The organism is Acidovorax sp. FW305-C-20-28, assembly GCF_058783375.1.
This window is the reverse complement of record NZ_JBYSYM010000010.1, coordinates 158499-173365: the sequence shown is the minus strand read 5'-3', so window position 1 is coordinate 173365 and position 14867 is coordinate 158499. Positions and strand designations below refer to the sequence as shown.

Genomic DNA, 14867 nt, shown 5'->3' with positions numbered 1-14867 from the left:
CCCTATTGTGGAGCGCGGCCTTGCGCCCCTGCACCCGCCAGGGGCATGGGCGCGGTGACGATCCAGCCCTCCAGCGGGTCCAGCCCGGGTGGCAGGCCATAGAGCGCGTCGCCCTCGGCATGGCGCTGCTCGGCCCAGGCTGCCTGCAGCATGCACAGCACGGCGTCCAGGCTGTCGCCGCTGGCGTCGGCCACCAGGGCATCGCGCTGGGCATGGGTGAGCTTCAGACGCAGGGCCAGGCGTGTCTGCCCCAGCTCCAGCGCGGTCAGCAAGTCCTTGCGTGCGATCAGGCGCTCCGGCGTCTGCTTGGCCACGTCGTCGCTCTTGTAGCTGCGCCGCTGCAGCACCTCGCGCGCGAGCAGGCCGGGGTAGGCCTCCAGCGCCACGCGCGTGGGGTCGCCCGCATGCAGGCCCGGCAGGTGCACACCGGCATCGAGCAGCAGCGGCAGCCCCGCATGCAGCATGTAGGCCACCGGCGGGTTCACCCACTTCATCGACGGGCTGGAGCCTGCGGGCCCGTCGGTCGCCCGGTGGGCGAACTTGCCGCCCACCGGGCGCGCATCGCAGAAGGCAGCGAAGGCCTCGCGGATCTGCGGGCGCGTAAGCGTGCGGTAGTGCTGCATGCTGGCATGCCACTGCAGCGGCCAGCCCAGCGTCTGCAGCAGCTCGCGCGGCAGGCCGAAGGGCAGGTCGAAGCCGCCCACCCAGGGGCGCGGCTCGGCCAGCCAGCGGCCCACGGCAGCCAGCGTTTCCAGGCGCACCAGCTCGGTGAGCTGTACGCGCGCGCCCTCGCGCCGGCCCAGGGCCAGCACCACGGGCTTGCGCCGCGTGGGGCTGCTCGAAAAATCGCAGCCAAGGAGCACCGCTGTCACCCCAGCGCCAAGGCCGTGACACCGGCGGCGATGCACACCGCACCGCAGACGCGCGCCACACGGTCGCCCTCGCCCAGCAGATGGCCGCCGATCAGCGCGGCAAAAAGCATGGACACCTCGCGCGCCGGCGCCACATGGGACATGGGTGCCTCCTTCATCGCATAGAGCACCAGCACATAGGCCACGGGGCTGACCACCGCCACCAGCAGCGCAAAGCGCCACTGGGCGCGCCACATCTGCCCGGCCGTGGGCAGATCGCGCAGCACCACGGGCGCGAGCAGGAACACGCGCACGAAGTTGCCCATGTAGTCCACGAGGATGGGCGACATCAGCAGGATCTTGACGGCATAGCCATCGACCACCGTGTAGCTGGCAATGAAGGCGCCCGTGAGCAGGCCGTAGAGCATGCCCTTGTGCACGCGCTCGCGCGCAGCCGGGTCGTGCGCGGCGCGCAGCAGGCCAGGTCCGCCCGCGATCAGGAACACGCCCCCCACCACGCCCGCGATGCCGGCCACGCCCAGCGCCGAGATGCGCTCGCCCAGCAGCGTGATCGCCACCAGCGAGGACAAAAGCGGCCCCGAGCCGCGCGCCAGCGGGTACACCACCGTGAGATCGGCCTTGCTGTAGCCGCGCAGCAGGATGACGAAATAGCCCACGTGCAATAGCCCGCTGGCCACAACGAAGCCCCACTCCATGGCCCCCCACAGCGGTACCACATCGCGCCCCAGGTACCAGCCCAGCGGTGCCCAGAACAGCATCATCAGCACCGAGGTGAAGAACGCAAAGCGCGAATCGCCCCCCGCCTTCTTGGCCACGATGTTCCAGCAGGCGTGGATCAAACCCGCCAGGATGATGAGGCCGAAGGCATTGAGGGTCACGGTGAAAAATGCAGGAAAAAGAAAAGCAAAAGGCCGCAGCGCGCTGGCAGCTGCGGCCTGGAGTACCAACGGCTATGCCATCAGGAAAAAGTGGGAGTGATTGGCGTAGCGAGCGGCCTGAGCTTGCGTTGAGGAACGCAGCCGCACTCCCGTGCGGCGAGTACCGCAGGCGCGAGATCAGCCCGCGCAGTAGCCAAGCGCCCCACTTTTACGCGCGGCCGATGATGGACGCCGTGGCCATCAGCTCTTCGAGCAGCGCGAACGACACCTTGCCCGACACCGCATACGGGTCAAGCTCGGGCTTCTCCGAGTATTTGAGCAAGATGGAATGGTTGATCTTGGACAGGTTCACCTGGCCCATGGTCCAGCCGCCGAAACGGCGCTCGGTGATCTCCTCGTAGTGCAGCAGCTCCACGTCCTTGTGGCGCGGGTCGCGCTGGATGTGGCCATAGAGGTCGCTCACCGCCGCACGGCCGCCTTCGATGGCCTGCAGGAAGATGCCGCCGCCGTAGCACAGCACGCCGGTGATGCCGCTGCCCGGGTTGTGCTGGCGCGACTGGGTGAGGATGGCCTCGATGGCGGCGGGGGAGGTGTCCACCGCGCGGCTGGCATAGAGCAGGCGTACGAGCATGGTCAGTTCTTTCCAGGGATGAGGGACAGGAATTCGCGGCGCAGCGCCGGGTCCTTGAGGAACACGCCGCGCATCACGGAGTTGATCATCTTGCTGTCCATCTCGCGCACACCGCGCCAGGACATGCAGAAGTGGCTGGCCTCCATCACGATGGCCAGGCCATCGGGCTGGGTCTTTTCCATGATCAGGTCGGCCAGTTGCACCACCGCCTCTTCCTGGATCTGCGGGCGGCCCATGACCCAGTCGACCAGGCGCGCGTACTTGGACAGGCCGATCACGTTGGTGTGCTCGTTGGGCATCACGCCGATCCAGATCTTGCCGATCACGGGGCAGAAATGGTGGCTGCAGGCGCTGCGCACGGTGATGGGCCCGACGATCATGAGCTCGTTGAGGTGCTCGGCGTTGGGGAACTCGGTGATTGGCGGCTGCGTGACGTAGCGGCCCTTGAACACTTCGTTCAGGTACATCTTGGCCACGCGGCGGGCCGTGTTGCGGGTGTTGTGGTCGCCTGCGGTGTTGATCACCATGCTGTCGAGCACACCCTGCATCTTGGACTCGACCTCGTCCAGCAGCTTTTCCAGCTCGCCCGGCTCGATGAATTCCGCGATGTTGTCATTGGCGTTGAAACGCTTGCGCGCGGTTTTGAGGCGCTCTCGGATCTTGACGGAAACGGGCGTGCCTTCGTCGTCCGGCGGGGTGGTCGTCATATCGGCTGCAGTGGGACTGGACATGCCCGGCATCGTAACAGTGAACGCGGGGCACCGCCCATCCGGGGTTTTGTGCACCTGCCGCCCGGCAGGCATTGTGATGATGCTCCTTTTTGGATAGCAAAAAGCGCCCTGGCCTGCGCAATACGCATGAAACATGCGTGGCTGCCCGCAGCCATGGCACCGTCAGTAGCGCTTGCCCGTCACCCACAGCGCCAGGCGCATCAAGGCATAGGCCATCTGGTCCAGCACCCGCTGGCCCAGCGGCCGGCCCGCATAGCGCGCCGGCTCCATGCGCCGGCCCGCCTGCTGCATGGCCTGCACCAGGCGCTCGCGCAGGTCGGCGGCAAAGGCCGCATCCTCGACCACCACATTGGCCTCGCGCGCCAGCAGCAGGCTCAAAGGATCGAGGTTGGACGAGCCCACCGTGGCCCAGGGCCGCTCGCCCAGCGCATCGACCACGGCCACCTTGGCGTGCAGGAAGCTCGGCGCGTACTCGTGGATCTCCACGCCCGCCGCCAGCAGCGCGCCATACACGGGCCGCGCCGCGTGGTACTGCATGAAGTACTCGTAGCGCCCCTGCAGCAGCAAGCGCACGCGCACGCCGCGGCGTGCGGCCAGCAGCAGCGCACGGCGCAGCTTGCCGCCCGGCATGAAGTAGGCATTGGCGATGATGACCTCGTGCCGCGCCCCGCCAATGGCCCGGCGGTAGGCCTTCTCGATGCGGCTGCGGTGGCGCACGTTGTCGCGCAGCAGCAGCGCGGCACGCATGGCCGGGCCCTGCTGTGCCACCTCATCGGCCGCATGCTTTGCGGCACTGGCCGCGCGCAAGGCCTGCAGTGCTTCGGGCAGGCGGCGCTCGCGCATGTCGCGCAGGGCCTGCATGCGCCACCACAGCTGGTCCATGGTGTCGCTGGCCAACGCCACCAGGCTGCCGGTGGCGCGCACGGCGAAATCGAAGCGCGGCGCTGCGAGCGCGCCATGGTTGGGGTCGTGCAGGTCGTCCAGCACATTGATGCCGCCGCAGAACAGCACGCAGCCATCGACCACGCACAGCTTGCGGTGCAGGCGGCGCCAGCGCTGCGGCAGCAGCAGCCCCAGCGGCCCCAGCGGCGAATACACCCGCACCTGCACGCCCGCTGCCGCAAAGCGGCCGGCCCATTCACCGGGCAGGTGACCGGTGCCCACGCCATCCACCACCAGTTGGGTGCGCACGCCGCGCCGGGCAGCCCGCTCCAGGGCCTCGGCCACGCTGGCGCCGCTGCCGGTGAAATCGAAGATGTAGGTCTCGAACTGGATGTCCGACAGCGCCGCGTCCATGGCTTCGACCAGCGCGGGAAACAGCTCCTGCGCGCCCTGCAGCAGGCGCACCCGGTGGTCGGCGGCCAGGGCCGGGTTCTGGGCCATCAGAGCCGGAACTCTGCAATGAGGGGCAGGTGATCGGACATGCGCCACCAGATGCGCCCGCGCGGTACCTGCAGGGACAGGGGTGTGAGGCCGCGCACGTAGACATGGTCCAGTTGCACCAGGGGCAGGCGCGCCGGGTACGTGAAGGCCCGCGGCTCCTCGAACTCGTACAGGCCGAAGCCCGCCAGCATGCGCTTGACCTGCAGGCCCCAGTCGTTGAAGTCGCCGGCCACCACCAGCGGCGCGTTGCCAGGCACCTCGCGCTCGATGAAGCGCTGCAGCCGCTCGATCTGGCGGATGCGGCTGCCCGGGATCAGCCCCAGGTGGACGACGATCACGTGGATGTTGCGGCCATGGGCATCCACCTCCACATGCAGCAGGCCGCGCTGCTCGAAACGGTGGTCGGAAATGTCCTCGTGCTGGTGGCCGATCACCGGCCAGCGCGAGAGCAGCGCATTGCCATGCTCGCCGTGGCGCGTGAAGGCATTGGTGCGGTAGACCGCCTCGTAGCCCTCGGGCGCCAGGTACTCGGCCTGGGGCAGCTCCGGCCAGCGCTGGAAATACCTGGCTTCCTGCCGGTTCAGCCGGCGCACCTCCTGCAGGCAGACGATGTCGGCATCGAGCTGCTCGACCGCATGGCCCAGGTTGTGGATCTCCAGCCGACGGGCCGGGCCAATGCCCTGCACGCCCTTGTGGATGTTGTAGGTCGCCACCCGCAGGATGTCCGTGTTGTCCATGGCGCCGATTGTGTCGCAAGCAACAGACACTTGGCGAGGCGGGGCGGGTTTCCCGCATCGCGGAATGGCGCTGGCAGGCATACACTGTGCTTGAACACAGATTGTTACCTTTACCCCACCACGAGCCCCTCGGATGGCCACAGGCAAAGACCCGGATCCGCCAGAGAGCCTGGCGCTGATCATCGACAGCAATGCCACCTCGCGCAGCATTCTGGTCGGGCAGCTGCGCGAGTACGGGGTCACCAAGATCGTGCAGTGCAGCCGGTTGCGCGACGCCCGCAGCCGGCTGGAGCACACCGTGTTCGACTACGTGCTGTGCGAGCAGGCCTTTGCCGAAACCGGCCAATCGGGGCAGACCCTGCTCGACGACCTGCGCCGGGCGCAGATGCTGCCGTTCTCCACCGTGTTCTTCATGGTCACGGCCGAGGCCTCGTATGCCGCCGTGGCCGAGGCCGCCGAGTCGGCGCTCGATGGCTACCTGCTCAAGCCCTTCACCCCCAGCGCCCTGTTCGAGCGCCTGAGCCTGGCGCGCCTGCGCAAGATCCACCTCAAGCCCATCTTCGATGCCATCGAGCAGGAAGACTTCGAGCTCGCCTCCCGCCTGTGCGTGGAACGCTTCGAGGCCCGCAAGCCCTACTGGCTGTACGCCGCGCGCATCGGCACCGAGCTGCTGCTGCGCCTGGGTCGGCACGATGAGGCACGCACCCTGTTCGAGGCCGTGATCGCGGCCCGCGCCCTGCCCTGGGCCAAGCTCGGCGTGGCGCGTGCGCAGATCGAGTCGGGCCAGGCCACGCGCGCCATCACCACCTTGCAGGGCCTGATCGGCGAAGACGCCTCGTTCGCCGACGCCTACGACGTGCTGGGCCGGGCCCAGGTGGAGCTGGGCAATTTCGCCGATGCCATCGAGACCTACCGCACGGCCAGCGCGCTCACCCCCGATTCGGTGGTGCGCCTGCAGAAGCTGGGCATGATGTCGTTCTACATGGGCGACCGCAAGACGGCGTCCAGCGTGCTGGCACGCGCGGCCCTGCTGGGGGTCGACTCCAAGCTGTTCGACTTCCAGGCCCTGGTGCTGCTGGCCTTCTCCTATTTCGCAGACAACGACCGCAAGGGCATCGAGCGCTGCGTGGCCGATTTCGGGCGCATCCTGGAGCGCCATGCCGACAGCCAGCGCGTGCAACGCCTGGCCGACGTGGTGCGCACCCTGCAGCTGATCCAGCAGCGCCAATTCTCGGCAGCAGTGGCCGCCGTGCGCAACATGGCACGCGAGATCGACGAGGCAGGCTTCGATTTCGAGGCAGCCAGCAACCTGGCCAGCCTGCTCTCCGTGCTCGGCGCCACCTCCATCGATCTGTCCGATGGCGACAACTGGATTCGCGCCCTCGGCATGCGCTATGCCAACACGCGCGGCCTGACGGAGCTGATGGCCAACGCCTGCAACATGCACCCGCCCTATGCGGACATCGTGCGCGGCTGCCTGCCGGAAATCAACAGCACGGCCGAGAAAGCCATGGCACAAAGCCTGGCCGGCGATGCCGAAGGCGCCGTGCGCGCCCTGCTGCACCAGGCCGGCACGACCCTGAACGCCAAGCTCGCCGACATGGCCCAGCAGGTGCTGCAGCGCCACCGCGAGCGCATCCCCGATGCCCAGGCCCTGCAGGAAAGCGTGGAAGCCGTGCGTGCGCGCTGCGGCAACGCCCCCACCCGCGCGGTGCTGGGGCAGGACGGCGACCGCCGCCCAGGCGGGGTGGTGATACGCACGCGCGCGCCGGCCGTGGCAGCGGCGGCGGCCGCAGCGGCCGCCACCACCGCGGCGCTGAACACCCTTGCAGCGAGCAACAAGCTCTCGGCGGACGACATCCTGGACATGCCCGACGAGCCCTCGATCGACGAGATCCTGGGCGTGCCCGCACCCGAAGCCCCGGACCCGGCGGAAAAGCTCAGGCTGCGGCCGCTGTAAGGTCCTGCGCCTCAGCCGTAGACCGACACGCTGCCGACCGGCGCGGGCACAGGATGCAACACACGCCCATAGCGCGCCGCCAGATCGCGCGTGGCCGCCACCAGCACGCTGGTGTCCACGCCCACGGCCACAAACACCGCGCCCAGCTCCAGGTAGCGGCGCGCCAACTGCTCATCGGCCATGAGGATGCCGGGCGCCTTGCCTGCCGCCAGCACGCGGCGGATGCCGTCCTCGATGGCAGCCTGCACCGCGGGGTGGCCCGGGTTGCCCACATGGCCCATGCTGGCCGACAGGTCGGCGGGGCCGAAGAACACGCCGTCCACGCCCGGCGTGTTCGCAATCGCGTCCAGGTTCTCGATGGCCAGCGTGCTCTCGGCCTGCACCAGCAGGCAGACCTGGGCATTGGCCTCCTTGAGGTAGCCCGGGTAGCGCATCCATTGCGAGGCGCGCGCCAGGCCGGCTCCCATGCCGCGGATGCCGCCCTGCCCGTCGTCCTGCGGGTAGCGCATGGCGCGCACCAGTTGCGCCGCCTGCTCGGGGGTGTCCACCATGGGCACCAGCAGCGTCTGTGCGCCGATGTCCAGGTACTGCTTGATCAGCGCCGTATCGCCCACGGGCACGCGCGCCACCGGGTGCGGCCCCGCGCCCAGCATGGCGCGTGCGCTGGCCACGCCCTGCAGTTGCTCCAGCACGCGCGGCACATCGTTGGGCGCATGCTCGCCATCGAGCAGCAACCAGTCGAAGCCGGCCCCCGCCACGAGTTCCGCCGCATAGCCGCTGGCCAGGCCGAACCACAGGCCGATCTGCGGTGTGCGCGCCGCCAGGGCCTGCTTGAAGGTGTTCACCGGTGTCTGCACAGCCAGCCTTTCAGACAAAGCGGAACGCGATGTTGCCCAGCGGCCCGTAGTCCGCATGGAAGGTGTCCCCCGCCGCAGCCGCCACGGGACGCGTGAACGAGCCCCCCAGCACCACCTCGCCCGCCGCCAGCCCCTCGCCATAGGGCGCCAGCTTGTTGGCCAGCCAGGCCACGCCCGTGGCCGGGTGGTTGAGCACAGCGGCCGCGAGGCCCGACTCCTCGATCACCCCGTTCTTGTAGAGCAGCGCACCGCACCAGCGCAGGTCCACCGCATCGGGCCGCACGGGGCGCCCACCGGTGACGATGCCCGCATTGGCCGCGTTGTCCGAGATGGTGTCGAAGACCTTGCGCATCCCGCCCGTGTGGCGGTCGTGCTGCTCGATGCGCGCGTCGATGATCTCGATGGCCGGCACCACGTACTCGGTGGCGGCCAGCACGTCGAAGATGCTCACCGGCGGGCGCCCCGGCTCGCCGCGCAGCGGCTTGTTGAGCACGAAGGCCAGCTCCACCTCCACGCGCGGCAGGATGAAGCGCTGCATGGGGATGTCGCCGCCCTCGGCAAAGAACATGTCGTCCAGCAACGTACCGAAGTCGGGCTCGGTGATCTGGCTGGCCACCTGCATGGCGCGCGAGGTCAGGCCGATCTTGTGGCCGCGCACGCTGCGACCTTCGGCGATCTTCATCGCCACCCAGGCGCGCGAGATGGCATAGCCGTCCTGCACCGTCATGCCGGGGTGGCGCTTGGAGAAATGCTCCACCTGCACGCGGGTCTTCTCGGCCTGGTGCAGTTCCTGAGCAAGCTGCTGGATCAGTGCGTCGTCAAGCATCGGTGCGTCCTCAGGATTCCGCGGTGAAGCCGATCGCCTTCACGATGGGCCCCCACTTGTCGCCATCGGCCTTGAGCAGTGCCGCCAGCTCGGCCGGCGTGGACGAACGCGCCTCCAGCCCCATGGCGGCCAGCCCGGCGACCACGTCCTTGTCGGCCAGCGCCGTGCGGATGGCCGCATTGGCCTTGGTCACCAGATCGGCCGGTGCCTTGCCCGGCAGGAAGAAGCCGAACCATTCGTTGTAGGCCATGTCCTTGTAGCCCTGCTCGATCAGGGTGCTCACATTGGGCATGAACTTGTTGCGTGTGGCGCCCGAGGTGGCCAGCACGCGGATCTTGCCGCCTGAGAGGTGGGGCAAGAACTCGCCCACGGGCGCCGAGACGGCCGCGATCTGCCCGCCCAGCAGGTCCAAAATGGCCGGCTGCGAGCCACGGAAGCCCACGTGGCGCATGTCCACCTTGCCGGCGCGGCTGATCAGCTCGCCCACGAAGTGCGGCACCGAGCCCGGTGCGGGCGAGCCGAAGTTGGCACCCGTGGGGTTGGCCTTGCACCAATCGAGGAACTCGGGCACGGTCTTCACCGAGGCCGGCACCTGCGGGCCCACGGCAAAGCCCATGTCGAACACCACGCCCAGCGAGACCGGGGTCACGTCGGCCACGGGGTCGTAGGGCAGCTTCTTGTAGGTGTGGGGGTAGATGCCCAGCATGGACATGGGCGTGGCCAGCAGCGTGGCGCCGTCGGCCGGGGCGGCCTTGAGCGTGGTGATGGCGATCTGCCCGCCCGCGCCGGTCTTGTTCTCCACCACCGCCGACTTGGCATAGCCGCCCGTGATCTGGGTCGCCACGCGGCGCGCCAGGGTGTCCACCGTGCCGCCGGCGGCAAAGCCGGCCAGGATCTTCACGGTGTCGATGGCCTGGGCCTGGGCCATGAAAGGCAGCGTGCCTGCGGCGCCGGCCAGGGCCCATTGCAGGATGTCGCGGCGGGAAGGGGTGGGCGAGGATTTCGTCATGCGTTGTCTCCGGGTCTCGTTGTGGGTTATGGCTTCGCAGCCTGCCGGTAGTTGGCCTTGAGGTGCTCGGGCACGCGCTCGTCGAAGCCGCAGGCCACGCGCCGCACCTCGGGGCTGTCGGTGGGCTGGTGGCCCACGCCCAGGGCCGAGGCGCGCGGTGCGGCTATGGCGACCACCGTGCCCGCCAGGCGGCCCAGGCCGGTGATCTCGCATTCCACCCGATCGCCCGGGTCCACCGAGCGCGAGTGGCAAGGCGTGCCCATCAGGATCACGTCGCCCGGCACCAGGGTGATGTGGCGCGCGATGTCGGCCACCACGTAGTGCGGGCCCCAGATGGTCTCGTCGCCAATGTGTGCTTCCTGCACCACCAGGCCGTTGCGGTAGGTGCGCAGCGTCTGTTCGAACAGGTTGACGCCGCGCACGATGCCCGGGCCGATGGGCAGCAATGTGTCCGCCCCCTTCACCCGCAGCATGCTGCCCTGGTCGGTGTCGCGGTAGTTCTGCAGACCCATGTCGAGCGCGGGGCAAAAGCCTTCGATGTAGTCCCAGGCCTCGTCGGGCAGCACGTTGCGGCAGGTCTTGCCGATGACCACGGCGTACTCGCCCTCGTAGTTCAGGTACAGGCTGTCGGCAGGCTTGTGGATCTCGCAGCCATGGCCGTTGACCGAGGTTGGCGGCTTGGTGAAGTAGGTCGGGGTTTCGGTCGGCTTGGGCTGGTTGCGCGTCTCGAAGCTGCGCGAGCTGTACGAGATGTGCACCGCGATGACTTTGCTGGGCGAGACCGGCGGCAGGTGCTGCACCGTGGCCGGGTCGATCACGCGGCCATCGTCCAGGCGCAGCTGGCCCTGCTGCGCCCCCTCTTCCACGATGGTCCCCCAGCAGGCGCTGCCGCCCGCCAGCACGCGGCGGCGCTCCACGCGCGGGCCGCGCATCACGGCGGGCAGTTCGGTGATCGGGAATTCGAAATTCATGCTGCCACCTTTGCCGTTGCTTCGCTCGCTTCACCATCGAACCACATGTGCACATTGCCCGTGCCGCGGGCGTTCTCGTACGCCGACAGGGCCACGCCCTTCGCTCGGCAATCCGCGCCGCCCATGGCGCCCAGCATCTGCAGGTAGTGCGCGCCGAAGGCCTCCCAGGGCATCTTGCGGTATTCGTCCTGCCAGCGCTCCAGCACCATGTCGTGCCGGCCCTGCTCCATGAGCGCGATGGCGCCCTTGTCGCTCACGATGTTCTCGGGGCGTGAGACATTGCTCTCGTGGAAGATGCGCGGGTGCTTGGGCTTCCAGTCGATGGGGTTGAACTTGTGGCTCAGTGCACCCGAGGCCAGCAGCAGCACGCGCAGGTCGCTGCGGCGCACGGCCTCGGCAATCGCCTCGCCCGATTTCAGGAAGTGGCGCCAGTCGCAGTTCTGGCACGAGCTCACGGTGACCACGGGCGTGTCGCTGCGCTCCAGGCGCAGGTGCTTGACCAGGTTGATGGTGGCGTACTGCTTGCCCAGATCGGGGTGGTTGATGACCCGGTTGTAGCCCTTCTGCTCGCGCGACACGGCCTCGATCAGGAGTGCCAGGTCCGGGTGGCCCCGGTAGTCGTAGGGCACGCCATGCAGGTACCAGGGCATCTCGTCGGAGATGAACATGCCCTGGTAGCGCGGCGCGCCGTCCACCAGGTGGTAGCCCGTGGTGAACCAGTGCGAGTCGAAGATGATGGCCACGTCGGGCCGGGCTTTCTCGATGCGCTCGCGCAGGCGCGCATAGCCGGGGATGAGGTCCGAGTCGGCCCCCGCGCCCTGCAGCACGCGGAACTCCTCGCACTGCATCAGGCCCGGGTGGTGCGAGACGATGGCGGCGCCAACGATGCTTCCCATGGTGTAGGTCTCCTGTAGATATGGTTTAGCGGTGGCTGAAACTCGCGCGGAAGGGCTTCTTGGGCACCACGACATCCTTGATGTCGCAGAAGAACTCGAAACTCCAGTCCCCGCCCTCGCGGCCCACGCCGCTGCGCTTGATGCCGCCGAAGGGTGCGGCCAGGTCGCGGATGCCGAAGCTGTTGACCCAGATGAAGCCTGTGCGTACCTGCTGCGCCACGGCGCTGGCGTGCTCCGTGGCGCCGTAGCACACGCCGCCCAGGCCGTAGTCCGTTCCATTGGCCAGGGCGATGGCCTCCTCATCGCTGTCGAAGGCCTGCAGCGTGAGCACGGGGCCGAAGACCTCGTTCTGCACGATCTCGCTGTCCTGGCGCACATCGGTCAGCAGCGTGGGCTTGTAGTACTGCGCGCCGAAGGGGTGGTGCGCCCCGCCCCAGAGCAGCGTGGCGCCGTCGGCCACGGCGCGCTGCACGAAACCGTGCACGCGCTCCGCCTGGCGCGGGTGGATGATGGGGCCGACCTCGGTGGCCTCCTCGCGCGGGTCGCCCACGGTGAGCTTCTCTACGTAGCCACGCAGCGCCGCCACGAAGGCATCGTGCACCTTGCGGTGCACGAGGAAGCGCGTGCCTGCCAGGCACACCTGGCCCGCATTGCGGTACATGAGTGCGCCGGTGGCGGCGGCATTGTCGATGTCGGCGTCGTCCAGCACGATGAAGGCCGACTTGCCCCCGAGTTCCAGGCTGCAGGGCACGAGGTTGGCGCCAGCCGACTGCGCGATCCATTTGGCCGTGGGCACCGAGCCGGTGAACGAGATGCGCGCCAGGCGCGGGTCGCTGACCAGGCGCGCACCGGTGCTGGCTCCTGCACCCTGCACGATGTTGAACACGCCGGGCGGCAGGCCGGCCGCGTGCGCGCAATCGGCCAGCAGGCTGCTGGTGAGCGGCGCCCATTCCGGCGGCTTGACGATGACGCAGTTGCCCGCGGCCAGGGCCGGGCCGAGCTTCCAGGTGGCCAGCATCAGCGGTGCGTTCCAGGGCGTGATGATGGCGACCACTCCGGCCGGGTCATGGCGCACGATGTGGGTCGCCTGCTCGGTCTCGATGGGGCGGTCCTGCAGGCTCAGTGCATGCTCGGCAAACCAGGTGATGTTGAGCATGGCGCGCGGCACCACGCCGTGCTTCATGCGCGAGAGCAGCACGCCCGCATCGTTGGATTCAAGCGTGCAGAAGGCCTCGGCGCGCTTTCCGATCTCGGCGGCAAAGCGGTCCAGATAGGGCTTGCGCTCGGCCGCCGTGAGCGCGCTCCACGCGGGGAAGGCGCGCACTGCGGCCGTGACGGCCGCATCCACATGTGCGGGCGAGCCCTCACTGATGCGGCCCAACAGGGCCTGGTCGATGGGCGAGTGCAGGTCGAAGCGCATCTCGGACGCGACGCGCTGGCCGTCGATGTAGTGGTGGGGCGATACGGCAATGCCGGCGACGTTCAGGGTGTCGGTGCTCACGGGGCGTTTCTCCAGGGGAATGGCAGATCAGGGGCGGTGGGCCACAAGGGTCTCGGGCAGCAGCTTGGCCGGGTTCATCAGGCCGGCCGGGTCGAGCGCGGCCTTGATGCGCTGCATCAGCCGCAGCTCCAGCGGCGCCTTGTAGCGGGCGGATTCGTCGCGCCGCAGCACGCCCAGGCCGTGCTCGGCGCTGATCGATCCGCCGGCGGCGTGCACGGCGTCGTGCACCAGGCGATTGAGCGGCCCCTCCAGCGCGAGGAAGGCGGCCCGGCCCTCAGCATCGGGTGAGGACAGGGCCGGTGAGGCGTTGTAGTGCAGGTTGCCGTCGCCCAGGTGGCCGAAGACCACCAGGCGCACGCCGGGGAAGGCCGCTGCCACGGCCGCATCGGTGCGGGCGATGAAATCGGGGATGCGCGAGATCGGCAGCGCGATGTCGTGCTTGATGGTGGGCCCGTCGGCGCCCTGGGCCTCGGAGATGTTCTCGCGCAGTGCCCACAGGGCCTCGAATTGCGCCAGCGTGGCGGACAGCGCGGCATCGGCCACCCAGCCCGCCTCCATCGCGGCTTCCAGCACAGCTTCGATGGCCTGCTGCGCCTGATCGGCCCCGCCCTCCTCGGCACCAGTCACCGACACCTCCAGCAGCACGTACCAGGGCGACGCCTGGTCCAGCGGACGGCGCGCGCCCGGCACATGGTGCAGCACCAGCGACAGGCAGGTATCCGACAGCAGTTCGAAGGCCGTGAGCGAAGCGCCCAGGCGCTGCTGGGCCAGCGCCAGCAGCTGCAGGGCCTCGCCCGGCGAAGGCACGGCCACCAGCGCCGCCACCTGGGCAGCCGGCAGCGGAAACAGCTTGAGCACCGCAGCGGTGATCACGCCCAGCGTGCCCTCGGAGCCGATGTACAGGTCGCGCAGGTCGTAGCCGGTGTTGTCCTTGCGCAGGGCGCGCAGGCCGTCCCAGACTTCGCCCTCGGGCGTCACCACCTCCAGGCCCAGGCACAGCTCGCGCGCATTGCCGTAGCGCAGCACCTGCACGCCACCGGCATTGGTGGCCAGGTTGCCGCCGATGGTGCACGAGCCCTCGGCCGCCAGGCTCAGCGGAAACAGGCGCCCCGCCGCGCGGGCCGCATCCTGCACCTGCTGCAGCGTGGCACCGGCCTCCACCACCAGGGTGTTGTTGAGTGCATCGACCTGGCGCACCCGGTGCATGCGCGTGAGCGACAGCAGCAGTGGCAGCGGCAGGCGGTGGCCCACCGCCTCGGGCACCGAACCGCCCGAGAGCCCCGTGTTGCCACCCTGCGGCACCACGGGTACGCGGTGCGCATGGCACCAGGCGAGCAGTTGCGCGACCTCGGCCGTGTCCGCCGGCTGGGCGACGGCCAGGGCCGGGCCGGTCCACTTGCCGCGCCAGTCCGTGAGGAAGGGGGCCATGTCCGCGGGCTCGCTCCACAGGCGGCCGGCATAGGCGCTGCGCAGGGAGGCCAGGGCGGCGGCGGAAGAGTCTTGCATCGTCGATCAGGGAGCGGGTTTGTCTCGCAGGCACCGCTTCGGGGTGGTGCCTTTCATCGCCGCAAAGTATCGGCAGCCACCCTCTTCCCCACAATCAATGCTTTCTTAT

General features: G+C 69.0%; 14 protein-coding genes. 1 reads left to right on the top strand and 13 read right to left on the bottom strand.

Translation table 11 applies throughout. From position 1 onward, the window contains the following. Nucleotides 1–2: 2 nt before the first annotated feature. The 6 genes from AC3WOH_RS14020 to AC3WOH_RS13995 form a co-directional block, all read right to left on the bottom strand. The gene (locus AC3WOH_RS14020; protein WP_492229944.1) at nucleotides 3–863 is read right to left on the bottom strand and encodes a DUF429 domain-containing protein; all 861 of its coding nucleotides are present in this window, start codon (nucleotides 861–863) and stop codon (nucleotides 3–5) included. A 5-nt stretch (nucleotides 864–868) separates the two neighbouring features. Further along, on the bottom strand, nucleotides 869–1750 hold the full coding sequence (locus tag AC3WOH_RS14015; protein ID WP_492229915.1) for a DMT family transporter: 882 nt from the start codon (nucleotides 1748–1750) through the stop codon (nucleotides 869–871). Between the two features lie 208 nt (nucleotides 1751–1958). Next, nucleotides 1959–2381 (bottom strand): BLUF domain-containing protein, encoded by a 423-nt coding sequence (locus AC3WOH_RS14010; RefSeq protein WP_184859923.1) that lies wholly within the window; start codon nucleotides 2379–2381, stop codon nucleotides 1959–1961. 2 nt (nucleotides 2382–2383) lie between these two features. Beyond that, the gene (folE, locus tag AC3WOH_RS14005) at nucleotides 2384–3112 is read right to left on the bottom strand and encodes a GTP cyclohydrolase I (protein WP_184859921.1); all 729 of its coding nucleotides are present in this window, start codon (nucleotides 3110–3112) and stop codon (nucleotides 2384–2386) included. 162 nt (nucleotides 3113–3274) lie between these two features. Then, on the bottom strand, nucleotides 3275–4495 hold the full coding sequence (clsB, locus tag AC3WOH_RS14000; RefSeq protein WP_492229914.1) for a cardiolipin synthase ClsB: 1221 nt from the start codon (nucleotides 4493–4495) through the stop codon (nucleotides 3275–3277). Further along, on the bottom strand, nucleotides 4495–5232 hold the full coding sequence (locus AC3WOH_RS13995; protein WP_184859917.1) for an endonuclease/exonuclease/phosphatase family protein: 738 nt from the start codon (nucleotides 5230–5232) through the stop codon (nucleotides 4495–4497). The genes clsB and AC3WOH_RS13995 overlap by 1 nt, the downstream gene beginning before the upstream one ends. Nucleotides 5233–5365: 133 nt before the next feature. Between AC3WOH_RS13995 and AC3WOH_RS13990 the strand changes: the two genes are divergently transcribed. Continuing rightward, on the top strand, nucleotides 5366–7192 hold the full coding sequence (locus tag AC3WOH_RS13990; protein WP_492229913.1) for a response regulator: 1827 nt from the start codon (nucleotides 5366–5368) through the stop codon (nucleotides 7190–7192). 11 nt (nucleotides 7193–7203) lie between these two features. Here the strand turns inward: AC3WOH_RS13990 and AC3WOH_RS13985 are convergent, their stop codons facing one another. Genes AC3WOH_RS13985 through AC3WOH_RS13955 form a run of 7 tightly spaced genes read right to left on the bottom strand, consistent with a single transcriptional unit; the run spans nucleotide 7204 to nucleotide 14758 of the window. After that, nucleotides 7204–8049 carry an aldolase/citrate lyase family protein gene (locus tag AC3WOH_RS13985; RefSeq protein WP_492229912.1) on the bottom strand — a complete coding sequence of 282 codons (846 nt, stop codon included), beginning with the start codon at nucleotides 8047–8049 and terminating at the stop codon, nucleotides 7204–7206. 10 nt (nucleotides 8050–8059) lie between these two features. Beyond that, nucleotides 8060–8875 (bottom strand): 2-oxo-hept-4-ene-1,7-dioate hydratase, encoded by an 816-nt coding sequence (hpaH, locus tag AC3WOH_RS13980; protein WP_492229911.1) that lies wholly within the window; start codon nucleotides 8873–8875, stop codon nucleotides 8060–8062. Between the two features lie 10 nt (nucleotides 8876–8885). Then, complete coding sequence (locus tag AC3WOH_RS13975) at nucleotides 8886–9884, bottom strand: Bug family tripartite tricarboxylate transporter substrate binding protein (RefSeq protein ID WP_492229910.1); 999 nt, start codon at nucleotides 9882–9884, stop codon at nucleotides 8886–8888. Nucleotides 9885–9910: 26 nt separating this feature from the next. Continuing rightward, entirely contained in the window at nucleotides 9911–10855 is a 945-nt protein-coding gene (locus tag AC3WOH_RS13970) for a fumarylacetoacetate hydrolase family protein (RefSeq protein WP_492229909.1), read from the bottom strand. Next, a complete protein-coding gene (locus AC3WOH_RS13965) occupies nucleotides 10852–11751 on the bottom strand; it encodes a DODA-type extradiol aromatic ring-opening family dioxygenase (RefSeq protein ID WP_492229908.1) in 900 nt (299 codons plus the stop codon). The genes AC3WOH_RS13970 and AC3WOH_RS13965 overlap by 4 nt, the downstream gene beginning before the upstream one ends. Before the next feature lie 25 nt (nucleotides 11752–11776). After that, the gene (locus tag AC3WOH_RS13960; RefSeq protein WP_492229907.1) at nucleotides 11777–13252 is read right to left on the bottom strand and encodes an aldehyde dehydrogenase family protein; all 1476 of its coding nucleotides are present in this window, start codon (nucleotides 13250–13252) and stop codon (nucleotides 11777–11779) included. A gap of 27 nt (nucleotides 13253–13279) precedes the next feature. Beyond that, the gene (locus AC3WOH_RS13955; protein ID WP_492229906.1) at nucleotides 13280–14758 is read right to left on the bottom strand and encodes an FAD-binding oxidoreductase; all 1479 of its coding nucleotides are present in this window, start codon (nucleotides 14756–14758) and stop codon (nucleotides 13280–13282) included. Nucleotides 14759–14867: the final 109 nt, after the last annotated feature.